Genomic DNA, 22,215 nt, shown 5'->3' with positions numbered 1-22,215 from the left:
ATGTTTAACAGAGATACGGTTGTAGGGGGGATTTGGTTGGCAGAAATCATCTTCCAAAACAAGCTGGATGCAAATAAGTTTTATAACCACTTGCAGATGTTTGTAAAGGATCAATCAATGAAACAAAATATTCTTCTTTTTGAAGATCGACATATAGTAAAATTGATGGAAGGAAGCTACACTGCTGGTTTTATGAAACATGTAAAAGAGGCTTTTTACGAGTTTGTTGTAAAGATAAAGCGTGAAGATTGGTTTAGAGTCATCTTAGCAGAGCAGTTTTTTTATGTTGACTGGGAAGAACAGCAGCAAATTATTGAGATTATTTATTCTGTTCTTGAAGGCCAAAGGAAAGATCTGTCCGTATTTTTTAAAGATACAAATGAGGAAAAAAACGTAATCGAATCCATTAATCAAATTTTTCAAGGAAATATCTCCTTTTCATTCGCTTCTTTTTTCAAATTTCGCTTGCGCTCATACTTTCAATTGTTAGAAAACTATGTCGAGATAGCTATTGATGAATATAAAATGGAGCAAGAGTACCAAATGTTTGTTCAAATGCTTAGGGAATTTTTAGCAAATAGGGAACCTAAAATGGACATCCTGCACTTATTATTTGATGAAGAAGTGACTTTTTATAATGATGATTTTGAGGAAATTAAACGTGCAGAATTAACTAAAATGATTGATCGAAAATTATTGGTGAATCATCCGGTATATGTGGATTCAGCTTCAATTGCTCCACTATTGTCATTGGCCCCGACAAATATTTTTCTTTATACGACCAATCCAGATGAACCGTTGGTTAGAACAATTAAAAATATTTTTGAAGAAAGAGTTACGATAAAGTCGTATTCTACCCTCCGTGAAACCAAAAAATGGCTTTTTAGTGATGATTCTGCTTTCGGTCATGCATAAAATACAAAAATATTGGAAAAACAGGACTTATGAAGTTGATTTTTCAAAAAAGAATCATTATAATAACGTACATAATACGAAAAGCTAAAGTGCCTTGGTGCTAAAGCTAGTCATCATAATTACAGCAAAAGTAATGATAAGGACAATAGTATTTTTTTACGGATTTCAGAGAGGGAGCCCATGGCTGAAAAGCTCCTATTTCGGATTAAATACTTACCACCTTTAAACTTCAGCAGTGAACACCTTGTAAAGGTATGTAACTGTTGACGGAAAACAGCCGTTACCTGTCCTAAAGTCACTTTTCATCATAGGTTTATGATAAGTGAAAAATTGGGTGGAACCACGTGTATACCAAACTCGTCCCTTTTCCTAGGGACGGGTTTTTTATTTTTAAAAAAACTTTGAGAAGTGTCTAGCTCCAGCGCCTAGGGGCTCGGTTCATAAGCCAATCCGTCCTGAAGGTTAAAAAAGCAACCTTCATGCCGGCTTGTCTTATGCCTGTCGCCCCTGGGCAAAGCGCTTCCGCTTTTCTAATAGGAGGAATTGTTATGTCAGACGTTGTTAAATTATCGTTTCCTGATGGTGCAATAAAGGAGTTCGCAATCGGAACAACAACGGAAGATGTTGCCGCATCTATTAGCCCAGGCCTTAAGAAAAAAGCGATCGCGGGTAAATGGAACGGACAAATGGTCGATCTTCGCCGTCCAATTTTAGAAGATGGTTCAATAGAAATCGTTACGCCAGAATCGGCTGAAGCGTTAGAAGTGCTAAGGCACAGTACGGCACACTTAATGGCTCAAGCGGTGAAAAGACTTTACCCACATGTAAATCTTGGTGTAGGTCCAGTTATTGAAGGCGGATTTTATTATGATATGGACCTTGAAGAGTCATTAACTCCTGAAGACCTGCCGGCAATTGAAAAGGAAATGGCGAGAATCGTCAATGAAAACATAGAGGTTGTTCGCAAGGAAGTAAGCCGCTCCGAAGCTGTCCAGCTTTTTAAAGAACTTGGTGACCCTTACAAGCTTGAACTAATTGAAGCCATTCCTGATGAGGAAACGGTGACGATTTATGAGCAGGGCGAATTTTTTGACCTTTGCCGTGGTATCCATGTTCCATCAACAGGAAAAATTAAAGAATTCAAGCTATTGAGCATTGCTGGTGCTTATTGGCGCGGTGACAGCAAAAATAAAATGCTGCAGCGTGTGTATGGTACAGCCTTTTTCAAGAAAGAAGATTTGGCTGAGCATCTTCGCCTGCTAGAAGAGGCAAAGGAACGTGATCATCGTAAGCTTGGAAAAGAATTGGACCTGTTTACGAATTCCCAAAAGGTTGGGCAAGGGCTTCCACTGTGGCTGCCGAAAGGCGCAACCATCCGTCGTATTGTCGAGCGTTATATTGTCGATAAAGAAATCAGCCTAGGGTATGACCATGTTTATACGCCTATCATGGGAAGCGTAGATTTATATAAAACCTCCGGTCACTGGGATCACTACCAGGAAGACATGTTCCCAGTAATGGAAATGGATAATGAGCAATTGGTACTTCGGCCAATGAACTGTCCACATCATATGATGGTGTATAAAAATGGTATTCATAGTTATCGTGAACTGCCGCTTCGTATCGCTGAGCTTGGCACGATGCACCGTTATGAAATGTCCGGTGCACTATCGGGCTTACAGCGTGTTCGCGGGATGACGTTGAATGATGCCCATATCTTTGTCCGTCCGGATCAAATTAAAGATGAATTTAAGCGCGTTGTCCAACTGGTTTTAGAGGTTTATAAGGACTTTAATATAGAGGATTATTCATTCCGATTATCTTACAGAGACCCGCAGGATAAGGAAAAGTACTTTGATGATGATGCTATGTGGGAAAAAGCACAAAGCATGTTAAAGCAAGCGATGGATGACCTTGGTCTTGATTATTTTGAAGCGGAAGGAGAAGCTGCTTTCTACGGCCCTAAGCTTGATGTTCAAGTAAGAACTGCTTTAGGTAAAGACGAGACGCTCTCAACTGTCCAATTGGATTTCTTACTTCCTGAGAGATTCGATTTAACATATGTTGGTGAAGACGGTAAGCAGCATCGCCCAGTCGTTATCCACCGCGGGGTCGTGTCAACAATGGAACGCTTTGTAGCCTACTTAATCGAAGAATACAAAGGAGCTTTCCCAACTTGGTTGGCACCGGTTCAGGTTCAAGTTATTCCTGTTTCCCCTGGAGCACATTATGATTATGCAAGAAAAGTAAAAGAACAGCTCAAAAGTGAAGGCTTCCGCGTAGAACTAGATGGCCGGGATGAAAAAATCGGATACAAAATTCGCGAAGCACAAATGCAAAAAATCCCATATATGCTTGTCGTTGGGGACAAGGAAGTAGAGGACAATGCCGTAAATGTCCGTAAATATGGTGAGCAAAAGTCAGAAACAAAGCCATTTGCAGAGTTCTTAGCAGCATTAAAGGCTGAAGTAAATAAAGGATAAACTGTAAAAAAGGAGTGCTCCTAAAAGTTATACTTTTGGGACACCCTCTTTTTTATTTATGCCCTATTGAATAATTCCTTTATTTTTGTTACAATAATTTTCGTTGTTGTGGAAATGTTTATTTGACACGACGTCTTTGCATATGTTATAGTTACTAAGGTAAAAATTGAATACTTTTTGGGAAAAGAAGAAGCACCCGCTTCTCACCTGATTGACGCTGTTTCGAGCAGTTGACAGGTATTACATGAACTTTTAATTTATTAATTATGTTCGTAAAGTGTGGGTGAATTCATCTGCACTTTTTTTGTATGTTAAAAGCAATGATACTTGTCGATTCAACATGGTGTGATTAGCATGGTAATGCTTCTTGACCCGATTGTTGTATTCGAATAAACCTTGGAGGTGGCTAATTATTAGCAAAGACATGTTGTTAAATGAGGGTATCCGCGCTCGCGAAGTTCGCCTTATTGATCAAAATGGTGAGCAATTGGGAATTAAATCTAAAAACGATGCGTTGGAGATTGCCGGACGAGTGAATCTTGATTTGGTACTTGTAGCACCAAACGCTAAGCCTCCGGTGGCCCGGATTATGGATTATGGCAAATTTAAATTCGAGCAGCAGAAGAAAGACAAAGAAGCTCGTAAGAATCAAAAGATCATCAACATTAAAGAGGTTCGCTTAAGCCCAACAATTGATGAACACGATTTTAATACAAAGCTTCGTAATGCTATTAAGTTTTTGGAAAAAGGCGACAAGGTAAAAGCTTCAATCCGCTTCAAGGGCCGGGCGATTACCCATAAAGAAATTGGTCAGCGTGTGCTAGACCGTTTTGCTAATGAGTGCAAGGAAATATCGACGATTGAATCACATCCAAAAATGGATGGTCGAAGCATGTTTCTTGTTTTAGCACCTAAAAACGACAAGTAATAAGGAGGATTATCACAATGCCAAAAATGAAAACTCACCGCGGCGCTGCAAAGCGTTTTAAGAAAACTGGGACTGGTCAATTAAAGCGTGACCATGCTTATACAAGCCACTTATTCGCTAACAAATCAACAAAAGCTAAGCGTAAACTTCGCAAAGGATCTCTTGTTTCTAAAGGCGATTTCAAACGCATTCGTCAATTATTAACATACGTTAAGTAATCATATTAGATCGATTTATTTAGGAGGGAAATTATATGCCACGTGTAAAAGGCGGTACAGTTACTCGCAAACGTCGTAAAAAAGTTCTTAAATTAGCTAAAGGTTATTACGGTTCCAAACATACATTATACAAAGTTGCTAACCAACAGGTTATGAAATCATTAATGTATGCATTTCGTGACCGTCGCCAGAAAAAACGCGACTTCCGCAAACTTTGGATTACTCGTATCAATGCAGCAGCTCGTATCAACGGTCTTTCTTACAGCCGTTTAATGCATGGCTTGAAGCTTGCAGAGATCGAAGTAAACCGCAAAATGCTTGCTGAATTAGCAATAAGTGATGCGAACGCATTTGCTGAATTAGCAAACGCTGCTAAGAAACAATTTAATTAATAATTATTTTATAGCCATTCTCTCGAACGAGAATGGCTTTTTCTATTAGGGAGTTGAGAGCATGGCTGGCAGGACTTATGTATTCGCAGTCCTTTTGATCATGAATATTATTGGGCTAATGATCATGGGGATTGATAAAAACAGGGCCATTAAGCATAAATATCGCATACGGGAAAGAACGCTATGGCTTGTGGCAATTTTCGGAGGGGCAATAGGAACCACCATTGGTATGCAGGTATATCGGCATAAAACGAAGCATCTTTCATTTAAAATTGGTTTTCCACTACTTGCGATCCTGGAAATAGTTCTTTCTTGTGCTATCCTTTCACGTTAAAACTCTTTAACAGGACTTTTCCAATGAATTTCCGCTTTCGGGTATTTTTCCAGGATCTTTTTATCAATAAAATAAAAATCATCGTTACTAAAACCCTTAAGCGATTCTGGATCATCAGACCGAATGGAAATGGAAATAACATCATAGGTTGTATCTGTAGTCCCCTTGTATTTTTCCCCTGTAAACACGGTTCCTTTATAGGTGAGAAAGAAATTCTTTCTAACATCTTCATTATCAATAAGTAAAAATCGTTTCTGTTTACGTGCCGTTTCAAGCCTTCTTTTGGGGGTAAAAAGGTACTTAAGAGCCATATAGAAAAAGAATATAATAATTAGTAATAGGAGTAAGCGTAACAGCCAGACCATGGTAAAGCCTCCTGACTTTTTTCTATTCATACGATATAACGAGGAAAAAGTTTCACTTATTTTGTAATAATTTTTTTAAGGAGTGATTTTTAATATGCTACAGCTTGAAACATTATTTCAAATGCAGCAAGCATTGGACAACCATATTGAAGAAAAGCACCAATTGCAGCAGGAAGATTTATTTTCGCGGAAGTCTCTGGCCTTGCTTGTGGAAATAGGTGAACTAGCAAATGAAACCCGCTGTTTTAAGTTTTGGAGTGTGAAACCATCTTCCGAGAAGGAAGTAATCCTTGAGGAGTTTGTCGACGGCATTCATTTTATCCTATCACTTGGAATTGAGTGCGGTTTTCATCAGACACTCAAAGAGGTCATAGAAGATGCTCCAGCTTTAAATGTAACGGATCAGTTCCATGTTATTTTTGAAAGGGTTCATATTTTTCATAAAAGTAAAAGTCTTAAAGATTATCTCCTTTTATTTGAAGCTTACCTACAATTGGCTGCGCTGCTTGGTATAACTAATGAAGAAATTGTAGATGCATATTTTACAAAAAATAAAGTAAATTATCAGAGACAAGAAAATAATTATTAGCAGAATATTTGTAACTTTATCGATTACTTTTGTATAATTAAAGCCGTACATACATAAAAAGGGGGCACAAAAATGGCAAAACTAGATGAAACACTGACCATGTTAAAGGATTTAACGGATGCCAAAGGGATTCCCGGCAATGAACGTGAAGTTCGCGAAGTCATGAAAAAATACATAGAACCATTTGCGGATGAAATGACAACCGATGGACTTGGCAGTTTAATTGCCAAGAAGGTGGGGAAAGAGGGCGGTCCGAAAATCATGGTGGCCGGCCACTTAGATGAAGTCGGCTTTATGATCACGCAAATTGATGATAAGGGCTTCCTTCGGTTTCAAACAGTTGGCGGCTGGTGGGGACAAGTCATGCTCGCACAGCGCGTTACCATCGTTACGAAAAAAGGTGATGTCACTGGTATTATCGGGTCTAAACCTCCGCATATTTTATCGCCTGAAGCCCGTAAAAAACCAGTTGAAATTAAGGATATGTTCATTGATATCGGTGCAACAAGCCGAGATGAAGTTCTTGAATGGGGCGTCCGCCCTGGAGATATGGCAGTGCCATATTTTGAGTTTACGGTTATGAACAATGAGAAGATGCTCTTAGCGAAAGCCTGGGACAATCGCATCGGCTGTGCGATTGCGATTGATGTTTTGAAGCAGCTAAAGGGTGTTGACCATCCAAACGTTGTTTATGGTGTTGGAACGATTCAAGAAGAGGTTGGTTTGCGCGGTGCCCGTACAGCTGCTTCCAAAATTGAGCCTGATATCGGCTTTGCTCTTGATGTTGGAATTGCTGGCGATACTCCTGGAATTTCTGAAAAAGAAGCGATGAGCAAAATGGGCAAAGGCCCACAAATTATCCTATATGATGCATCGCTCGTTTCTCATAAAGGTTTGCGCGATTTTGTCACTGATTTGGCTGACGAGTTAAACATTCCTTATCAATTCGATGCTATTCCTGGCGGCGGTACGGATGCCGGCTCCATTCATATGACTCACAACGGTGTACCGGCGCTTGCGATTACGATTGCTACTCGTTATATCCATACCCATGCAGCAATGCTACACCGTGACGATTTCGAAAACACTGTTAAACTGATTGTCGAAGTCATTAAGCGGCTTGATCGTGAGACTGTCGATAAGATAACATTTGAATAATAACTGTAAATCCTCGGTACTTTTGTCGGGGATTTTTTTTGGACTTTTTATTGGATCGCAGATAAATCAATTTTTTTCGCAGATATAATGAAAATTTCCGCAGATATCTTAACGAAAGATACAAATATAAAGCTGCCGGTCGACTAAGCACGGCAGCTTTGATAAAAAATTATTACTTTAACCCGTTTTCAAGAGTGGTAAGCATCTCTTTTTTCTCATCTTCAGATGAATTTTGCCAAATGACTTCAAATAAGACCCCCAAACCAGGTAGCATTTTTTCCTCACCGCTTTGGATGGCATCAACAATTGTATCTTCTAATTGTGTTTGAGAATTGCCGGAAACATTATGGATAATCGCATTTCGTAAATTAAGGTTCATCATTCTACTCCTTTTCTTGATTTTTCTTTAATAGAATGCCTTATTTTGGTTTTAATATGTATTTTAGATAGGCTATAATGTAAAAATCAAAGCATTTTTAAAGGGGATAAGGATTTGAAATACATACAATCTTTGCAAAATCCACAAGTAAAGCAATGGAAAAAGCTTTTAACAAAAAAAGAACGGGATCGGTCGGGGACATTTCTCGTCGAAGGATACCATTTAGTTGAGGAAGCACTCAAGCATGGGGAGGAAGTTTTAGAAATCATTGCCTCAGAAAAAGTTGGGGTACCACCCCGTCTTGATGTCGGTTCCATTCCCGTTACCCTCGTCACGGAAGAGATATCCAATTCCCTATCAGATACAGAGGCACCACAGGGCATCTATGCAGTTTGCCGTCAAATCACTAGGGAGGACGTCCTTCAAGATGCTAAAAGCTTCCTGCTAATTGATGCTGCCCAAGATCCGGGAAATCTCGGAACAATGATCCGAACAGCTGATGCAGCAGGAATCGATGCTGTTATTGTCGGCCCAGGTAGTGTTGATATTTTTAATTCAAAGGTTCTCCGGTCTGCGCAAGGAAGCCATTTTCACCTGCCAATCGTAAGGGGAGACCTTCATGAATGCATCGGCAAACTGAAAGAAAGAATGATTCCAGTTTACGGAACAGCGCTGGAAGGTGCATCACTCTATACCGATCTTTCCGTTGGAGATTCTTTTGCGCTGATAGTCGGAAACGAGGGGAATGGTGTTGATAAAGATCTTCTCGCTCACACCACTGCTAATCTTTATATTCCGATTTACGGAAAGAGCGAATCGTTAAATGTTGCTGTTGCTACAGGAATTCTTTTATATTATTTAAAAAAATAGGTGTTAACCTATTTGAAACGCAAGAAGAATTACTATATAATAATGAAATATATTGATAATAAAAGATGATGACGGAGAAAAGTATCTAGTTTAACACCATTTAGGGAGAAAGTGCCTCGACTGAAAGCACTTTTATGGAAAAGACTGGAGAAGTTCACCTCCCGAGTCAGCATCGGGACCATTTCAAAAAGAAATGTAAAGATGTCTCGGCATATGCCGTTATTCGAATGAAGCGAACACTGATTTTACATACAGTGTTTACAAGGGTGGTACCGCGACTATAACCTCGTCCCTTTTTGGGATGGGGTTTTTTTATTTTTTTGGCTGTGTTAAAGGTAATTGTTAATTTTTGGAATTATTTTGATTAGAGCGGAAGGCGCGAGATCCTCGAAAATGCTATCGCATTTTCTTCGTGCGGTGTAGATTCGAAGAAGCTGATTCAACGTCCTGCGGGATTACGGGGCAGGGGAGACCCCACAGGCGCTTAAGCGCCGAGGAGGCTTCCCGGAACGCCCGCGGAAAGCGAAGCGCCTGAAGCGCAAATCAACAGGCAAGTTTAACAAAGCCATTTTTTTTAAAACCCATTCGTGATCAACATTTAAGGAGGAAATCCAATGCAAGAACGATTAAAGGAATTGCAGGAAGAAGCAATTCAAAAAGTAGAGCAGACTGACAGCTTAAAAGAATTAAATGACATTCGTGTTGCTTATTTAGGCAAAAAAGGCCCGATTACCGAAGTACTCCGCGGTATGGGCAAACTTTCAGCAGAAGAGCGCCCAATCATGGGGGCTTTGGCAAATGAGGTTCGTGAAGCCATTTCGAACAAAATTGAAGCCAAGCAAAATGAATTAGAGGAAGCAGCCGTCAATGAAAAACTTGCTTCCGAAACGATAGATGTGACATTACCTGGCCGCCCTGTTAGGGTTGGAAATCACCATCCATTAACAAGAATTATTGAAGAAATTGAAGATTTATTTATTGGAATGGGTTATCGGGTGGTAGAAGGTCCTGAGGTCGAACAGGATTATTATAACTTCGAAGCTCTCAATTTACCGAAAGGACACCCGGCTCGCGATATGCAGGATTCTTTCTATATCACAGAAGAAATTCTGATGCGTACCCATACATCCCCTGTGCAGGCACGGACGATGGAAAAGCATGATGGCAAAGGTCCAATCAAAATTATTTGCCCTGGTAAAGTGTACCGCCGCGATAACGATGATGCTACCCACTCCCACCAGTTTATGCAAATAGAAGGTTTAGTGGTTGGCGAGAATATTCGCATGAGTGACCTGAAAGGAACATTGGAGGTTTTTGCGAAAAAAATGTTTGGTGAAGATCGCGATATCAGGCTAAGACCAAGCTTCTTCCCGTTCACAGAACCATCTGTCGAGATGGATATCTCTTGTAAAATTTGCCATGGACATGGCTGCAGCGTTTGTAAGCAAACAGGCTGGATTGAAATTCTCGGTGCTGGTATGGTTCATCCTAACGTGCTTGAAATGGCTGGCTATGATTCGAAAAAATATACCGGTTTTGCTTTCGGTATGGGTCCAGAGCGGATTGCAATGCTGAAATACGGTATTGATGATATTCGTCATTTCTATACGAATGACGTTCGTTTCTTAAAACAATTTTCAAAACATGAGTAAGTAAAGCAAAAGCATTGTTTAGCGACGTAGGAACCGAATACCCCCAATTGAGATAAAAGCGATGTTAACTTATCGAAAGAGGTGGGGGAAGGTCACTAATCACAGGGTGCTAGAAATGGATTAAAATAGGAGGTTTTCGACATGTTCGTTTCATATAAATGGCTTCAAGACTATATAGATTTAACTGGCGTATCGGCTGAAGAATTAGCTGATAAAATTACCAAAAGTGGTATTGAAGTAGAAGGAGTAGAGGTGCTTAACGAAGGGATTAAAGGTGTGGTCGTTGGCCATGTCCTTGAACGTGAGCAGCACCCAAATGCTGATAAACTTAGCAAATGTCTTGTTGACCTTGGGGAAGGAGATCCTGTCCAAATCATTTGCGGTGCAAAGAATGTCGCAAAAGGTCAAAAGGTTCCGGTCGCAAAAGCCGGTGCAGTATTACCAGGGAATTTTAAAATCAAACGTTCCAAACTTCGCGGTGAGGAATCAAATGGGATGATTTGTTCCTTGCAAGAGCTTGGAATAGAAGGAAAATTAGCTCCGAAAGAATATTCAGAGGGAATTTTTGTTTTTCCGGCGGATGCTGAGGTTGGGTCAGATGCCCTTGCATTATTAAATCGAGATGATCAAGTCCTTGAGCTAAGTTTAACCCCAAACCGCTCTGACTGTTTAAGTATCCTTGGTGTTGCCTATGAAGTTGCGGCTATTTTAGGCAGGGAAGTCAAGCTTCCGGAAATCGAGCTTCAAGCTGCACCTGAAAAAGCTTCAGATTATATGACAATTGTGGTAGATGCGAAAGAGGATAATCCTTTGTACGTTGCAAAGGTTATTAAAAATGTCAAAATCGGACCTTCTCCACTTTGGATGCAGACACGTTTGATGTCAGCAGGAATCCGCCCGCATAACAATGTGGTCGATATAACTAACTACATTTTATTAGAATATGGACAGCCACTGCATGCCTTTGATTATGACCGTTTAGGATCAAAGGAAATCCTTGTCCGCAGGGCAAAAGATGGAGAAAAGTTTGTGACACTTGACGATACGGAACGAACATTAACAGCCGATCATCTTGTTATTACAAACGGAACCGAACCTGTAGCGCTTGCAGGTGTTATGGGCGGGGCTAATTCAGAAGTCACATCAGACACAACCACCGTCCTGTTGGAATCAGCTTATTTTAACGGAGCAACGGTCAGAAAAGCATCTAAAGATCATGGCTTAAGAAGCGAGGCAAGTGCTCGTTTTGAAAAGGGTGTTGATCCAAATCGTGTTCGCGTTGCTGGTGAGCGTGCAGCCTACCTAATGGCAAAATACGCTGGCGGCGAAGTGTTGGAAGGAACAGCAGAAGTAGATGTAATGACGATTGAGCCGGCCGTTGTTTCGATCACCTTGGAAAAAATCAATCGCGTTCTTGGAACGGAATTGAGCGCTTCGGATGTAGAAGCGATTTTTGAACGATTACAATTTCCTGTGACGGTTGAGGATGAAACGATTACTGTAACGGCGCCAACTCGCCGTGGCGATATCAAAATCGAAGAAGATTTGATTGAAGAAGTGGCACGGTTGTACGGCTATGACTTGATTCCCAAAACTTTACCGATTGGCTCTACAACACCTGGAAAACTAACAGAATACCAGAAGAAGCGTCGGGTAGTCCGCCACTATTTAGAAGGTGCCGGCCTATATCAAGCTGTTACGTACTCCTTAACTAGTGAAGAAAAAGCGGCACAATTTGCTCTAGAAAAGCGAAACGCGGTTCGTCTTTCAATGCCAATGAGTGAAGACCGCAGCGTACTTCGCTTAAGTATTCTTCCACAGCTTTTGGAAGTATTAAAGTACAACAATGCCCGTCAAAACGATCAATTAGGAGTCTATGAAACAGGAGCAGTCTTTTTAGCAAACGGAACGGATGAATTACCTGTTGAAAATGAACATTTAGCTGGAGCTATTACTGGATTATGGCATAGCCATTCTTGGCAGGGAGAGAAAAAGGCTGTTGACTTCTACGTGATAAAAGGAATTTTGGAAGGCTTGTTTGACAAACTCGGTCTTGCTGATCAAGTGGAATACGTCCAGACGAAGGTTGAAGACATGCATCCTGGCAGGACAGCAGAAATCCGCTTAAATGGTGAGAAAATTGGCTTTGTTGGCCAGGTTCATCCAAACATACAAAAAGAATTAGACCTAAAAGACACCTATGTATTTGAACTTTCTCTGAAAGATGTCCTTGGAGCAGAATCGGCCCCATTACAATATGAATCGATTCCGCGCTTCCCATCTATCACAAGGGACATTGCTTTAGTTGCAAACAAAGAAACGGTGTCAGGCACCTTGAAAGAGATTATTTTATCTGAGGGTGCACCTCTTCTTAAGGAAGCTCATGTATTTGACTTATACGAAGGGGATAAGATGGAAGAAGGAAAGAAATCGATTGCGTTCTCGTTGAAATATGTTGATCCTGAACGAACTTTAACAGATGAAGAAGTGACGAAGGTTCATACTCGCGTACTGGATGCCTTAAAAGAAAAGGCCGGCGCTGTTTTACGAGGATAAATCAAAAAACGCTTGGATTGAAAAAATCCAAGCGTTTTTTTAATTAATAGTTGGCGATATTGAACGATTTAGTACGATTAACCCCATTAATCCTAACTTTTTTTGTCATTTTTTCATGGGGGTTGGTGTATATAAATTGTTCCTTTTTTGTTTACTCGCCGGTTTTTGTAATTTACTCGCGGGATTTTTCATTTTACTCGCGACTTTTTCCGTTTTACTCGCCACTTTTCGCACTTTACTCGCCAACCTCTATTTTTCCATAAAAAAAGAACCAGTCTCCCAAAGGATCTGGTCTCAATTCCTCTTTTTATGAACAATCGCCAATGCTTTTTCAGTGTTGGCAAAATGAAGTTTAACAAAGCTTGGTAATGTTTCCCTGCCTTTATTTAATATAAGCTTGGCAGCTGCAACGTCTACCTGGGCTCCGGCCCCTTTTGGAATCTTAAAACCTGCCGCTTCACTTAATTTATCCATATAATGAACAAAGGCATAGCGGGCAAGGATCGAGGCTGCAGCAACTGCGATATGAATTCCTTCCGCTTTTGTACTAAAATAAACATTCTCTTTGGCAATTGCCTTTTGCCCTTTTATATGTTGAAAATATGTACTTTCTTGGACAAATTGGTCAATCAAAATAGCTTCGGGTTTTTCTGGTGCGATTTTATCCAACACATTTAAAATCGCCTTATTATGGAGGATGGCTTTCATTTTTCCTTGCGACATCCCTGTTTTTTGAACCTGATTATATTTTTCATTTTTCAAAGTCATCAAGCTAAAGGGGACCACATCTTTTATGACCTTAGCAATTTCAATGATTTTTTCATCTGTTAAATCCTTAGAGTCCCTTACACCTAATTCTTTTAACAATGGAATATGATCTTTACTTACATAAGCGGCAACGACCGTGATCGGACCGAAAAAGTCTCCTGTACCCACTTCGTCAGAACCAATAACAGACATTTGACTAAAACCTGCAGGTAGGCCCTTACCACTGCCTGTTTTCGGTGTAGTCGTTTTTTTTGCAGGAGCATTGGCATTCCCCCATCTGCTTGCCTCTTTCTCACTATCAGTCCCTTGGAATAATACTTTTCCTGATTTATAGGCGGTAATCATGCAGGTTGGGGTTTTCGCCGCAAACAAACTGCCTTGTGGCAATTTTTCAATTAAAGATCTACTGTAATAGTTTTTCATTTCCATCATTTCGTTTAAGCTTTTTTTTAATACAACATTACCCAAATGGAAGCACCACTTTTCTAAAAATTAACTATAATCATCAAAGACTACGATACTTTAACTTTTCGACTTTTATAAGTTCATGTTATTATATAGTGAGGATTCTTGAATGGAGGCATTTATTTTGTCAAATAGTCAAAAAAACAGAACGACAGTTGATATATACGAGCAGCAATATATTATTGTAGGCACGGAAAGCCCAAGACATATTCGGCTCGTAGCGGCATTAGTTAACGATAAAATGGAAGAAATCAGCTCCAAGAATCCAGCGTTAGATGTAAATAAGCTAGCCGTTTTAACAGCAGTAAATGCTGTCAATGATTATCTTAAAATAAAGGATCAGTTGGAACGGCTCCTAGCAGAACTTCAAAAGGAAAAGGACTGAAAAGTGTGTTAGATTTAGCCATTTTATTTTTATTAGTAATTGGTTTCTTTGTTGGCCTTAAAAGAGGCTTTATCCTGCAGCTTTTTCATTTAATAGGTTTTATTATTGCATATATCGTAGCAAATTTATACTATGTTGAATTAGCAAAGAAGTTAGTCCTTTGGATTCCATACCCAAATTTAAGCGACCAATCAGCATTAAAGGTTTTGACGCACAGCGGTAATATGGAAACTGCTTTTTATCGTGCGATTGCGTTTACGATTATTTTTTTCGCAGTGAAGATCTTGGTGCAGATTATCGCATCTATGCTTGACTTTATAGCCCATTTGCCGATTTTGAATTTCTTAAATTTCTGGGCAGGCGGAATACTAGGCTTTCTTGAAACCTATTTTATCATCTTTATTTTATTATATATTGCTGCCTTAATTCCATTAAGTACTTTCCAAAATCCTTTGGACCATTCTATTTTAGCAAAGGCAATTGTGAAACACACTCCTATCTTTTCCCAGCAATTATCGCGTTGGTGGATTGATAATACGCCCCTCTGAACTTCTCTGTAGCAGAGAAGTTTTTGTTTTAAGATAAGAAAATATAAAATTCGACATTGAGAATTGTCCAACTTCAAAAGAGTAAGCTTCGGAAGCGATACCTCGCACGCCGAAAAACGTGAGTTTTTCGGCGGAGGCGCCCAGCGACTAGTGGACTTCGCTCTTCTCCCTACGATAAGTCAACATCGGATCGTGAAGTGCTCCTGCGCCATAGCCCATTCGAGGAAGCTGCTGTTCAGCTCGTCGCAAAGCTTCATGATGTTTAATCACAGATGTAATTCTTGAAGTTTTTCAATGCAGCTGCTTCGCTCTCCGTGTTTCCTTTATCTCAGTCGAAGCGCTCCAGTCTATACGTCGCTAAACGGGCGCCTTGCGCTTTTCTTTTTTCAAGAAATTCTTCGGCATGATGAATGCCTTAAAAAACAAAAAAATGAAAAAGCTATTCTAAAAGGGTGGTGGCTTACCATGAATGAAACCAAAAAGGAAGTTGTTCGTATATTAGAGATGATTGCAGTCTATATGGAACTAAAAGGGGAAAACTCTTTTAAAATTTCTGCTTTCCGTAAAGCGGCTACAGCACTGGAAACGGATGAGCGGAGCATAACAGAAATTGAGGACTTTACGGCCCTATCAGGAATTGGCAAAGGAACAGCTGCCGTAATAGAAGAATACTTAAAAGTAGGTTCATCATCAGTCTTAAAAGAATTAAAAGAAGAGGTTCCTCCTGGTTTAATTCCAATGCTGCAAATCCCGGGACTTGGTGGTAAAAAAATTGCCAAGCTCTATCAAGAATTAGGGATTGAAGATGTTGAAAGTTTAGAAGAGGCATGTAAAGCCGGGTTGGTTCAAGCATTGCCTGGTTTTGGGAAAAAATCAGAAGAAAAAATTTTAAGTGCAATTCAGACTATTGGTACAAGACCTGAACGTTTGCCACTTGCATACATGCTGCCGATTGCCGAACAAATAGAGTCAGTTCTCGCAGGCTTTACTGGAGTCCATCGTTATTCAAGGGCTGGAAGTTTAAGAAGAATGAGGGAAACAATCAAAGACCTTGATTTTATCATTGCAACAAACGAGCCAGAGATCGTAAGACAACAGCTGTTAGAAATGCCTAAAATTAAAGAAGTTATTGGTGCGGGCGATACAAAGGTTTCGGTAATCTTTGGGTTGGATTATGATATATCTGCCGATTTTCGCCTTGTAAAGCCTGAGGAATTTACGACGACCCTGCACCATTTTACCGGTTCAAAGGATCACAATGTTCGGATGCGACAGTTAGCCAAAGAGCGCGGTGAAAAAATAAGTGAGTATGGTGTTGAAAATATTGAATCTGGGGAAATCCTTACTTTCTCAGCTGAAGAAGAATTTTTCCAGCATTTTGGTCTTCCTTATATTCCTCCTGAAATTAGGGAAGATGGAAAAGAAGTCGATGTCTTTCCAGGCTATGAACCATTAATTGAGCTCGAGGACATAAAAGGCGACCTTCATATGCATACCACTTGGAGCGACGGAGCTCATACCATTGAGGAAATGGTCGAGGCCTGCCGTGCTCGGGGTTATCAATATATGGCTATAACGGACCATTCGCAATTTTTAAAGGTGGCGCATGGTCTGACACGCGAAAGGCTTTTAAAGCAAAAAGAAGAAATTAAGAAATTAAATGAAAAATACGATGACATTTTGATTCTTTCTGGCGTTGAAATGGATATTCTTCCTGATGGTACATTAGATTATGAGGACGAAGTGCTTGCCGAAATGGACTTTGTAATAGCTTCCATTCACTCAGCTTTTTCACAACCACGGGAAAAAATTATGTCACGGTTAAAAACAGCTCTCGAAAATGCGCATGTCGATTTAATCGCCCATCCTACCGGTAGAAAAATTAGCCGCCGCGAGGGCTACGATGTGGATATTGATTTGTTAATCGATCTCGCGAAAGAGACGAATACGGCATTAGAATTAAATGCGAATCCAAACCGGCTTGACCTTGCGGCTGAATATTTGCGAAAAGCACAGGATAAAGGTGTAAAAATTCTCATCAATACAGACGCTCATAAAATCGATACATTACAGCACATGAAAATTGGTGTTTCCACAGCTAAAAAGGGTTGGATTAAGAAGTCAACTGTCCTCAATGCCCTTGATAAAAATGACTTACTTGAGTTTTTATATAATCGAAATTAAGGAGGAATAACTCCATGCAAGAAAGAGCCTTAAAGGTTTTAGAATTTACTAAAGTGAGGGAACAGCTGCAAGAACATGCCTCTTCATCACTTGGTAAAGAAAAAATAAGTCAGCTAGTCCCCTCCACAGATTTTGAAGAAGTTGTACGACTGCAGGCAGAGACAGATGAAGCCGCGACAATTCTACGAATAAAAGGAAATGTTCCGCTCTCAGGAATACATGATATTCGCGCCCATATAAAACGGTCAGTGATTGGCGGGATCTTGAGTCCGCATGAATTAGTACAAATTTCGAGCACCATCCGTGCAAGCAGGCAAATTAAGCATTTTATTGAGGACTTAGCAGCAGAGAGAACAGAACTTCCTATCCTATTGGAACAAGTGGAGCAAATCATTCCGTTAACAAATCTGGAGCAAGCGATTAAATATGCGATAGATGAAAGCGGAGAGGTTCTAGACGGTGCAAGTGACCTCTTGCGCTCATTAAGGAGTCAGCTCCGTTCTAATGAAGCAAGGGTCCGGGAAAAATTAGAGAGCATGATTCGCTCATCCAGCGCGCAAAAAATGCTTTCCGATCCCATCGTCACGATTCGGAATGAACGGTTTGTAATTCCGGTGAAACAGGAATACAGAGGGCATTACGGCGGGATTATTCATGATCAAAGCTCCTCGGGCCAGACATTATTCATTGAACCGCAGGCCATTGTCCAATTAAACAATCAGCTGCAAGATATCCGTGTTAAAGAGCAGCTTGAAATAGAGCGAATTTTAATAGAACTTTCTGCTAAGACTGCTGAGCATGAGTCAGAATTAAAAATAATTGTTTCTATATTAGCCAATTTAGACTTTATTTTTGCAAAAGCAAGATATGGACGAAAAATTAAAGCATCCATGCCAACCATGAATCATGAGGGGAGAATCTCTCTTTTCAAAGCAAGACACCCGTTGATTCCGATTGAGGAAGTCGTTGCCAATGACATTAAACTTGGTAATGATTATACAACCATTGTGATTACCGGCCCCAATACTGGTGGGAAAACGGTTACCTTAAAAACGGTCGGATTGTGCTCCTTAATGGCGCAAGCAGGGTTACAAGTTCCGGCTCTCGATGGTTCTGAGCTGGCTGTTTTTGACTCAGTTTATGCTGATATTGGTGATGAACAATCAATTGAACAAAGCCTAAGTACCTTTTCTTCCCATATGGTCAACATTGTGGATATTTTAAATAATGTGGATTTTAACAGCCTCGTACTGTTTGATGAGCTGGGAGCAGGAACGGACCCTCAAGAAGGGGCAGCACTGGCGATATCTATTTTAGACGAAGTCCACAAACGGGGGGCAAGAGTCATTGCCACGACCCATTATCCTGAATTAAAGGCTTATGGCTATAACCGTGAAGGGGTTTTGAATGCGAGCGTCGAGTTTGATGTAGAGACACTAAGCCCTACTTATAAGCTTTTATTAGGGGTGCCGGGACGTAGTAACGCCTTTGAAATTTCCAAACGGTTAGGGTTAAACGAACGAGTAATTCAAACAGCAAGATCGCATGTAAGCGAGGATGCAAACCAAATCGACAAGATGATTGCCTCTCTAGAGGAAAGCAAACGACATGCAGAAATAGAACACCAGGAAGCAAGGGAATATTTAAAGCAGGCGGAAAAGCTCCAACAAGACTTGCAGAAGGAAATGATTGCTTTTTACGAGCAAAAAGACAAAATGTATGAGAATGCTGCTGAAAAAGCAAAGGACCTTATTGACGAGGCAAAAGACGAAGCAGAAAAAGTGATTCGCGACCTTCGTAAGATGAGAATCGAAAAGCATGCTGAAGTGAAGGAGCATGAATTAATTGAGGCGAAGAGACGGCTTGAGGGGGCAGTACCGGAGGTTAAGAAATCAGGAAGACTGATGGATAAGAAGAATAAGAAGCATGCCTTTAAGCCAGGAGACGAAGTCAAGGTTCTTACCTTTAATCAAAATGGCAGCCTGCTTGAAAAAGTATCAGCGGGAGAATGGCAAGTTCAAATTGGCATTTTGAAAATGAAAGTGAAAGAAAAAGATATGGAATATATTAGTACTCCAAAACAAGTGGAGACCAAACCGATGACAATTGTCAGAGGAAGGGAATCCAATGTTAAGCTAGAGCTTGACCTACGTGGAGAAAGGTATGAAGATGCCCTTCTTAGGGTGGAAAAATACATTGATGATGCCCTGTTATCAGGCTATCATCAAGTATCGATAATCCACGGAAAAGGTACTGGCGCCCTGAGACAGGGAGTTCAGGAATATTTACGGAATCATCGCTCTGTAAAGAAGATTCGTTTTGGCGAAGCAGGAGAAGGTGGATCGGGTGTAACGGTGGTAGAATTTAAATAAAGTCGGGGGATATCGGAATGCGACATTTTTGGGAGAATGAGTATGTTATAATTGCTGCCTATTACAGCGTCGTGATTTTATGCATGGTCGTGTTTTTAGCTATCTTTGAGGCAGTAACAAAATATAAGAATTGGGAGGAAATCAAAAAAGGGAATATTGCCGTGGCAATGGCAACTGGCGGAAAGATATTTGGGATTTCAAATATTTTTCGTTTTTCCATTGAACACCACAATTCTTTACTTTCCTTGATTTGGTCGGGGATTTTTGGTTTTGTCCTGTTATTGGCCGGATATTTTATTTATGAATTTCTAACACCAAGGTTCAAAATTGACGATGAAATCCAAAATGATAATCGCGCTGTCGGTTTTATTTCGATGGTTATCTCGATTGGATTATCTTATGTCATTGGTGCAGGAATTTCTTAAGGGGAGAGTCGATTTGCAGACATTAGCAAAAGTGCTGATTGGATTATGCGTTTTGTTTTTACTAACTGGTATAGGATATATGTTGTTTTTTGCTAAATGAAAAATCATCGCTGAATGATCAGCGATGATTTTTTTTATAAGTAGGCTGTGTTAAAGGTCATTGTTGATTTTGTAACTATGTTGATTGGAGCGGAAGGCGCTCGATCCTCGAAAATGCTTACGCATTTCCTTCGTGCGGTGTTGATTCAAAGATGATGACTCAACGTCCTGCGGGAGTACGGAGCAGGGGAGACCCCGAAGGCGCTATGCGCCGAGGAGGCTCCCCGGACCGCCAGCGGAAAGCGAAGCGCCTGGAGTGGAAATCAACAGGCAAGTTTAACACAGCCTATAAGTATAAGAATTAAACCAATGCTTACACCTTCGGGTTTTCCATTGTTTAAAAAACAAGACTATAATATAATGAAATTGGAATTTGAATTTTTAAACAATTCAAAAAGGAGGTTGAAAAATGTCTGAACATAAACAGTGGCTTGAGGTGTACCCAAAGGAAATCCCTGCAGCCCTTGAGTACTCTCGAGAGCTTGTCCAGCAATATTTAGTGGATGCAAAAGAAAAGTATCCGGAAAAGATTGCGGTTCACTTTATGGGCAAAGAAATCACCTTTAAAAAGCTTTATGAAGAAGCCTTAAGTTTTGCAGGCTATTTGCAGGGGATTGGTATTACTAAAGGTGATCGAATCGCCATTATGCTACCAAATACTCCTCAAGGGGTCATCAGTTATTTTGGGATTTTGATGGCCGGAGGAATTGTAGTCCAAACCAATCCATTGTATACGGAACGAGAATTAGAGTACCAAATGAAAGATTCCGGAGCAAAAGCCATTATCACCCTTGACATTCTATATCCACGAGTTTCTAATGTAATGCCGCATACAGAATTACAGCATATTATTGTAACCGCTATCAAAGATTACCTTCCATTTCCAAAAAACTTAGCCTATCCATTCATCCAGAAAAAACAATATGGGATTGTCGTCAAAGTACAGCATGAGGGAAACACCCATTTGTTTTCGGAGATAATAAAAATGAAACCGAAAAAACTGATAAACTTTGATATTAATCCTGAGGAAGACCTTGCCTTACTTCAATATACAGGCGGAACGACGGGATCCCCGAAAGGCGTTATGTTAACCCATAAAAATTTAATAGCCAATACGACCATGAGTCAGACGTGGCTATATAAATGCAAGCCTGGGGAAGAATCTATTCTTGGGATTTTACCTTTTTTCCATGTATATGGGATGACTAGCGTGATGATTTTATCCATTAAGATGGCTTGTAAAATGATTTTAATGCCTAAATTCGATGCATTGAATACATTAAAAACGATTCAGAAACAACGTCCTACTCTTTTTCCCGGTGCTCCAACCATTTATATCGGTCTGCTTAACCATCCTGATTTGAAAAAGTATAATTTATCTTCGATTAAGGCCTGTATTAGCGGTTCTGCTGCTCTGCCAGTTGAAGTGCAGCAAAAATTCGAAGAGGTCACAGGTGGCAAACTTGTCGAGGGCTACGGTTTATCAGAAGCATCACCGGTTACCCATGCCAATTTTGTTTGGGACATTGAAAGAGTGAAGGGCAGCATTGGTGTTCCATACCCCGATACAGATGCAAAAATCATTTCTATTGAAACAGGTGAATCAATGCCAGCAGGGGAAATAGGCGAGATTGTTATAAAAGGACCGCAAATCATGAAAGGCTATTGGAATCGTCCTGAAGATACGGCTGAAACCTTGAAAGATGGGTGGCTTTATACAGGCGATCTTGGATATATGGATGAACGCGGATATTTTTATGTGGTAGATCGTAAGAAAGATATGATCATTGCGGGGGGCTATAATATTTATCCGCGAGAAATTGAAGAGGTTTTGTATGAGCATCCTGAAGTAAAGGAAGTGGTTGTTGCAGGAGTTCCAGACCAATATCGGGGCGAAACCGTAAAGGCATATATTGTCCTAAAAGAAGGTTCTACTGTCACAAAGGAGGAATTGAATCAGTTTGCCAGAAAATACTTAGCCGCCTACAAAGCGCCAAGACTATATGAATTTCGAAAGGAGCTTCCAAAAACAGCGGTTGGAAAAATTTTAAGAAGGAACCTAGTGGAAGAGGAAATGAAAAAATTAGAGGAAGACCATCAGAAGCAAGCTTAGCAGAAGATGATCATTTT

General features: G+C 40.3%; 20 protein-coding genes and 3 other annotated features. Of the genes, 17 read left to right on the top strand and 3 right to left on the bottom strand.

Features of this window, described 5'->3' with window-relative positions; genetic code table 11:
* Positions 1 to 36 precede the first annotated feature (36 nt).
* From ytxC to BN1082_RS21360, 6 genes are all read left to right on the top strand, one after another.
* Entirely contained in the window at positions 37 to 915 is an 879-nt protein-coding gene (gene ytxC / locus BN1082_RS21385) for a putative sporulation protein YtxC (RefSeq protein ID WP_090638003.1), read from the top strand.
* Positions 916 to 1,039: 124 nt separating this feature from the next.
* Positions 1,040 to 1,283: a binding site (T-box leader), on the top strand.
* Between the two features lie 180 nt (positions 1,284 to 1,463).
* Complete coding sequence (gene thrS / locus BN1082_RS21380) at positions 1,464 to 3,398, top strand: threonine--tRNA ligase (RefSeq protein ID WP_090638001.1); 1,935 nt, start codon at positions 1,464 to 1,466, stop codon at positions 3,396 to 3,398.
* A gap of 178 nt (positions 3,399 to 3,576) precedes the next feature.
* Positions 3,577 to 3,709 (top strand) — a sequence feature (ribosomal protein L20 leader region).
* Positions 3,710 to 3,822: 113 nt separating this feature from the next.
* Positions 3,823 to 4,326 (top strand): translation initiation factor IF-3, encoded by a 504-nt coding sequence (gene infC, locus BN1082_RS21375; protein ID WP_141650902.1) that lies wholly within the window; start codon positions 3,823 to 3,825, stop codon positions 4,324 to 4,326.
* 17 nt (positions 4,327 to 4,343) lie between these two features.
* The gene (gene rpmI, locus BN1082_RS21370) at positions 4,344 to 4,544 is read left to right on the top strand and encodes a 50S ribosomal protein L35 (RefSeq protein ID WP_090637994.1); all 201 of its coding nucleotides are present in this window, start codon (positions 4,344 to 4,346) and stop codon (positions 4,542 to 4,544) included.
* A gap of 35 nt (positions 4,545 to 4,579) precedes the next feature.
* Positions 4,580 to 4,936 (top strand): 50S ribosomal protein L20, encoded by a 357-nt coding sequence (gene rplT / locus BN1082_RS21365; protein WP_090637992.1) that lies wholly within the window; start codon positions 4,580 to 4,582, stop codon positions 4,934 to 4,936.
* 61 nt (positions 4,937 to 4,997) lie between these two features.
* Positions 4,998 to 5,270: a DUF1294 domain-containing protein gene (locus BN1082_RS21360; protein ID WP_090637989.1), complete on the top strand. Its 273-nt coding sequence runs from the start codon at positions 4,998 to 5,000 to the stop codon at positions 5,268 to 5,270.
* Here the strand turns inward: BN1082_RS21360 and BN1082_RS21355 are convergent.
* Positions 5,267 to 5,635, bottom strand: coding sequence for a sigma-w pathway protein ysdB (locus BN1082_RS21355; RefSeq protein ID WP_090637987.1), 369 nt, complete (start codon positions 5,633 to 5,635; stop codon positions 5,267 to 5,269). The two genes, BN1082_RS21360 and BN1082_RS21355, sit on opposite strands and share 4 nt — an antisense overlap.
* Before the next feature lie 94 nt (positions 5,636 to 5,729).
* On the opposite strand from BN1082_RS21355, the gene BN1082_RS21350 reads away from it, so the two are divergent.
* Together BN1082_RS21350 and BN1082_RS21345 are read left to right on the top strand one after the other, a co-directional pair.
* The gene (locus BN1082_RS21350; protein ID WP_090637984.1) at positions 5,730 to 6,224 is read left to right on the top strand and encodes a dUTP diphosphatase; all 495 of its coding nucleotides are present in this window, start codon (positions 5,730 to 5,732) and stop codon (positions 6,222 to 6,224) included.
* 72 nt (positions 6,225 to 6,296) lie between these two features.
* Complete coding sequence (locus BN1082_RS21345) at positions 6,297 to 7,382, top strand: M42 family metallopeptidase (protein ID WP_090637982.1); 1,086 nt, start codon at positions 6,297 to 6,299, stop codon at positions 7,380 to 7,382.
* A 172-nt stretch (positions 7,383 to 7,554) separates the two neighbouring features.
* Here BN1082_RS21345 and sspI read toward each other — a convergent pair whose 3' ends face one another.
* Positions 7,555 to 7,761, bottom strand: coding sequence for a small acid-soluble spore protein SspI (sspI, locus tag BN1082_RS21340; protein WP_090637979.1), 207 nt, complete (start codon positions 7,759 to 7,761; stop codon positions 7,555 to 7,557).
* 114 nt (positions 7,762 to 7,875) lie between these two features.
* Here sspI and BN1082_RS21335 point away from each other — a divergent pair, with 114 nt between their 5' ends.
* The 3 genes from BN1082_RS21335 to pheT all read left to right on the top strand — a co-directional run bounded on the left by BN1082_RS21335 (position 7,876) and on the right by pheT (position 12,839).
* Complete coding sequence (locus BN1082_RS21335) at positions 7,876 to 8,631, top strand: TrmH family RNA methyltransferase (protein WP_090637977.1); 756 nt, start codon at positions 7,876 to 7,878, stop codon at positions 8,629 to 8,631.
* 59 nt (positions 8,632 to 8,690) lie between these two features.
* Positions 8,691 to 8,928, top strand: a binding site (T-box leader).
* Positions 8,929 to 9,245: 317 nt separating this feature from the next.
* The gene (gene pheS, locus BN1082_RS21330; protein WP_090637974.1) at positions 9,246 to 10,283 is read left to right on the top strand and encodes a phenylalanine--tRNA ligase subunit alpha; all 1,038 of its coding nucleotides are present in this window, start codon (positions 9,246 to 9,248) and stop codon (positions 10,281 to 10,283) included.
* Positions 10,284 to 10,424: 141 nt separating this feature from the next.
* The gene (pheT, locus tag BN1082_RS21325; protein ID WP_090637972.1) at positions 10,425 to 12,839 is read left to right on the top strand and encodes a phenylalanine--tRNA ligase subunit beta; all 2,415 of its coding nucleotides are present in this window, start codon (positions 10,425 to 10,427) and stop codon (positions 12,837 to 12,839) included.
* Positions 12,840 to 13,133: 294 nt separating this feature from the next.
* Here the strand turns inward: pheT and rnhC are convergent, their stop codons facing one another.
* Complete coding sequence (rnhC, locus tag BN1082_RS21320; protein WP_090637969.1) at positions 13,134 to 14,075, bottom strand: ribonuclease HIII; 942 nt, start codon at positions 14,073 to 14,075, stop codon at positions 13,134 to 13,136.
* Positions 14,076 to 14,181: 106 nt separating this feature from the next.
* Here rnhC and zapA point away from each other — a divergent pair, with 106 nt between their 5' ends.
* The 6 genes from zapA (at position 14,182) to BN1082_RS21290 (ending at position 22,198) form a co-directional block, all read left to right on the top strand.
* Positions 14,182 to 14,457, top strand: a complete 276-nt coding sequence (zapA, locus tag BN1082_RS21315; RefSeq protein ID WP_425412198.1) for a cell division protein ZapA — start codon at positions 14,182 to 14,184, stop codon at positions 14,455 to 14,457.
* A 5-nt stretch (positions 14,458 to 14,462) separates the two neighbouring features.
* Positions 14,463 to 15,005: a CvpA family protein gene (locus BN1082_RS21310; protein ID WP_090637964.1), complete on the top strand. Its 543-nt coding sequence runs from the start codon at positions 14,463 to 14,465 to the stop codon at positions 15,003 to 15,005.
* Between the two features lie 465 nt (positions 15,006 to 15,470).
* Positions 15,471 to 17,189 carry a DNA polymerase/3'-5' exonuclease PolX gene (gene polX / locus BN1082_RS21305; RefSeq protein ID WP_090638483.1) on the top strand — a complete coding sequence of 573 codons (1,719 nt, stop codon included), beginning with the start codon at positions 15,471 to 15,473 and terminating at the stop codon, positions 17,187 to 17,189.
* Positions 17,190 to 17,203: 14 nt separating this feature from the next.
* Positions 17,204 to 19,561 carry an endonuclease MutS2 gene (locus BN1082_RS21300; protein WP_090637961.1) on the top strand — a complete coding sequence of 786 codons (2,358 nt, stop codon included), beginning with the start codon at positions 17,204 to 17,206 and terminating at the stop codon, positions 19,559 to 19,561.
* Between the two features lie 17 nt (positions 19,562 to 19,578).
* Entirely contained in the window at positions 19,579 to 19,986 is a 408-nt protein-coding gene (locus tag BN1082_RS21295) for a DUF350 domain-containing protein (RefSeq protein WP_090637958.1), read from the top strand.
* Between the two features lie 508 nt (positions 19,987 to 20,494).
* A complete protein-coding gene (locus BN1082_RS21290) occupies positions 20,495 to 22,198 on the top strand; it encodes a long-chain-fatty-acid--CoA ligase (RefSeq protein WP_090637955.1) in 1,704 nt (567 codons plus the stop codon).
* Positions 22,199 to 22,215: the final 17 nt, after the last annotated feature.

The sequence above is a fragment of the Neobacillus massiliamazoniensis genome, assembly GCF_001048695.1.
In the GTDB taxonomy this organism is placed as follows: Bacteria; Bacillota; Bacilli; order Bacillales; family Cytobacillaceae; genus Neobacillus; species Neobacillus massiliamazoniensis.
The sequence above is the reverse complement of the archived record's forward strand: the minus strand, read 5'-3'. Positions and strand labels throughout refer to the sequence as shown.

What these genes read in the sequence shown, in the direction of transcription:
- BN1082_RS21355 (WP_090637987.1), bottom strand. Translation starts at nt 5,635, where the DNA reads ATGGTCTGGCTGTTACGCTTACTCCTATTACTAATTATTATATTCTTT.
- BN1082_RS21350 (WP_090637984.1), top strand. Translation starts at nt 5,730, where the DNA reads ATGCTACAGCTTGAAACATTATTTCAAATGCAGCAAGCATTGGACAAC.
- BN1082_RS21345 (WP_090637982.1), top strand. Translation starts at nt 6,297, where the DNA reads ATGGCAAAACTAGATGAAACACTGACCATGTTAAAGGATTTAACGGAT.
- zapA (WP_425412198.1), top strand. Translation starts at nt 14,182, where the DNA reads ATGGAGGCATTTATTTTGTCAAATAGTCAAAAAAACAGAACGACAGTT.
- BN1082_RS21300 (WP_090637961.1), top strand. Translation starts at nt 17,204, where the DNA reads ATGCAAGAAAGAGCCTTAAAGGTTTTAGAATTTACTAAAGTGAGGGAA.
- polX (WP_090638483.1), top strand. Translation starts at nt 15,471, where the DNA reads ATGAATGAAACCAAAAAGGAAGTTGTTCGTATATTAGAGATGATTGCA.
- pheT (WP_090637972.1), top strand. Translation starts at nt 10,425, where the DNA reads ATGTTCGTTTCATATAAATGGCTTCAAGACTATATAGATTTAACTGGC.
- thrS (WP_090638001.1), top strand. Translation starts at nt 1,464, where the DNA reads ATGTCAGACGTTGTTAAATTATCGTTTCCTGATGGTGCAATAAAGGAG.
- BN1082_RS21295 (WP_090637958.1), top strand. Translation starts at nt 19,579, where the DNA reads ATGCGACATTTTTGGGAGAATGAGTATGTTATAATTGCTGCCTATTAC.
- BN1082_RS21290 (WP_090637955.1), top strand. Translation starts at nt 20,495, where the DNA reads ATGTCTGAACATAAACAGTGGCTTGAGGTGTACCCAAAGGAAATCCCT.
- rpmI (WP_090637994.1), top strand. Translation starts at nt 4,344, where the DNA reads ATGCCAAAAATGAAAACTCACCGCGGCGCTGCAAAGCGTTTTAAGAAA.
- infC (WP_141650902.1), top strand. Translation starts at nt 3,823, where the DNA reads ATGTTGTTAAATGAGGGTATCCGCGCTCGCGAAGTTCGCCTTATTGAT.
- BN1082_RS21360 (WP_090637989.1), top strand. Translation starts at nt 4,998, where the DNA reads ATGGCTGGCAGGACTTATGTATTCGCAGTCCTTTTGATCATGAATATT.
- sspI (WP_090637979.1), bottom strand. Translation starts at nt 7,761, where the DNA reads ATGAACCTTAATTTACGAAATGCGATTATCCATAATGTTTCCGGCAAT.
- rplT (WP_090637992.1), top strand. Translation starts at nt 4,580, where the DNA reads ATGCCACGTGTAAAAGGCGGTACAGTTACTCGCAAACGTCGTAAAAAA.
- pheS (WP_090637974.1), top strand. Translation starts at nt 9,246, where the DNA reads ATGCAAGAACGATTAAAGGAATTGCAGGAAGAAGCAATTCAAAAAGTA.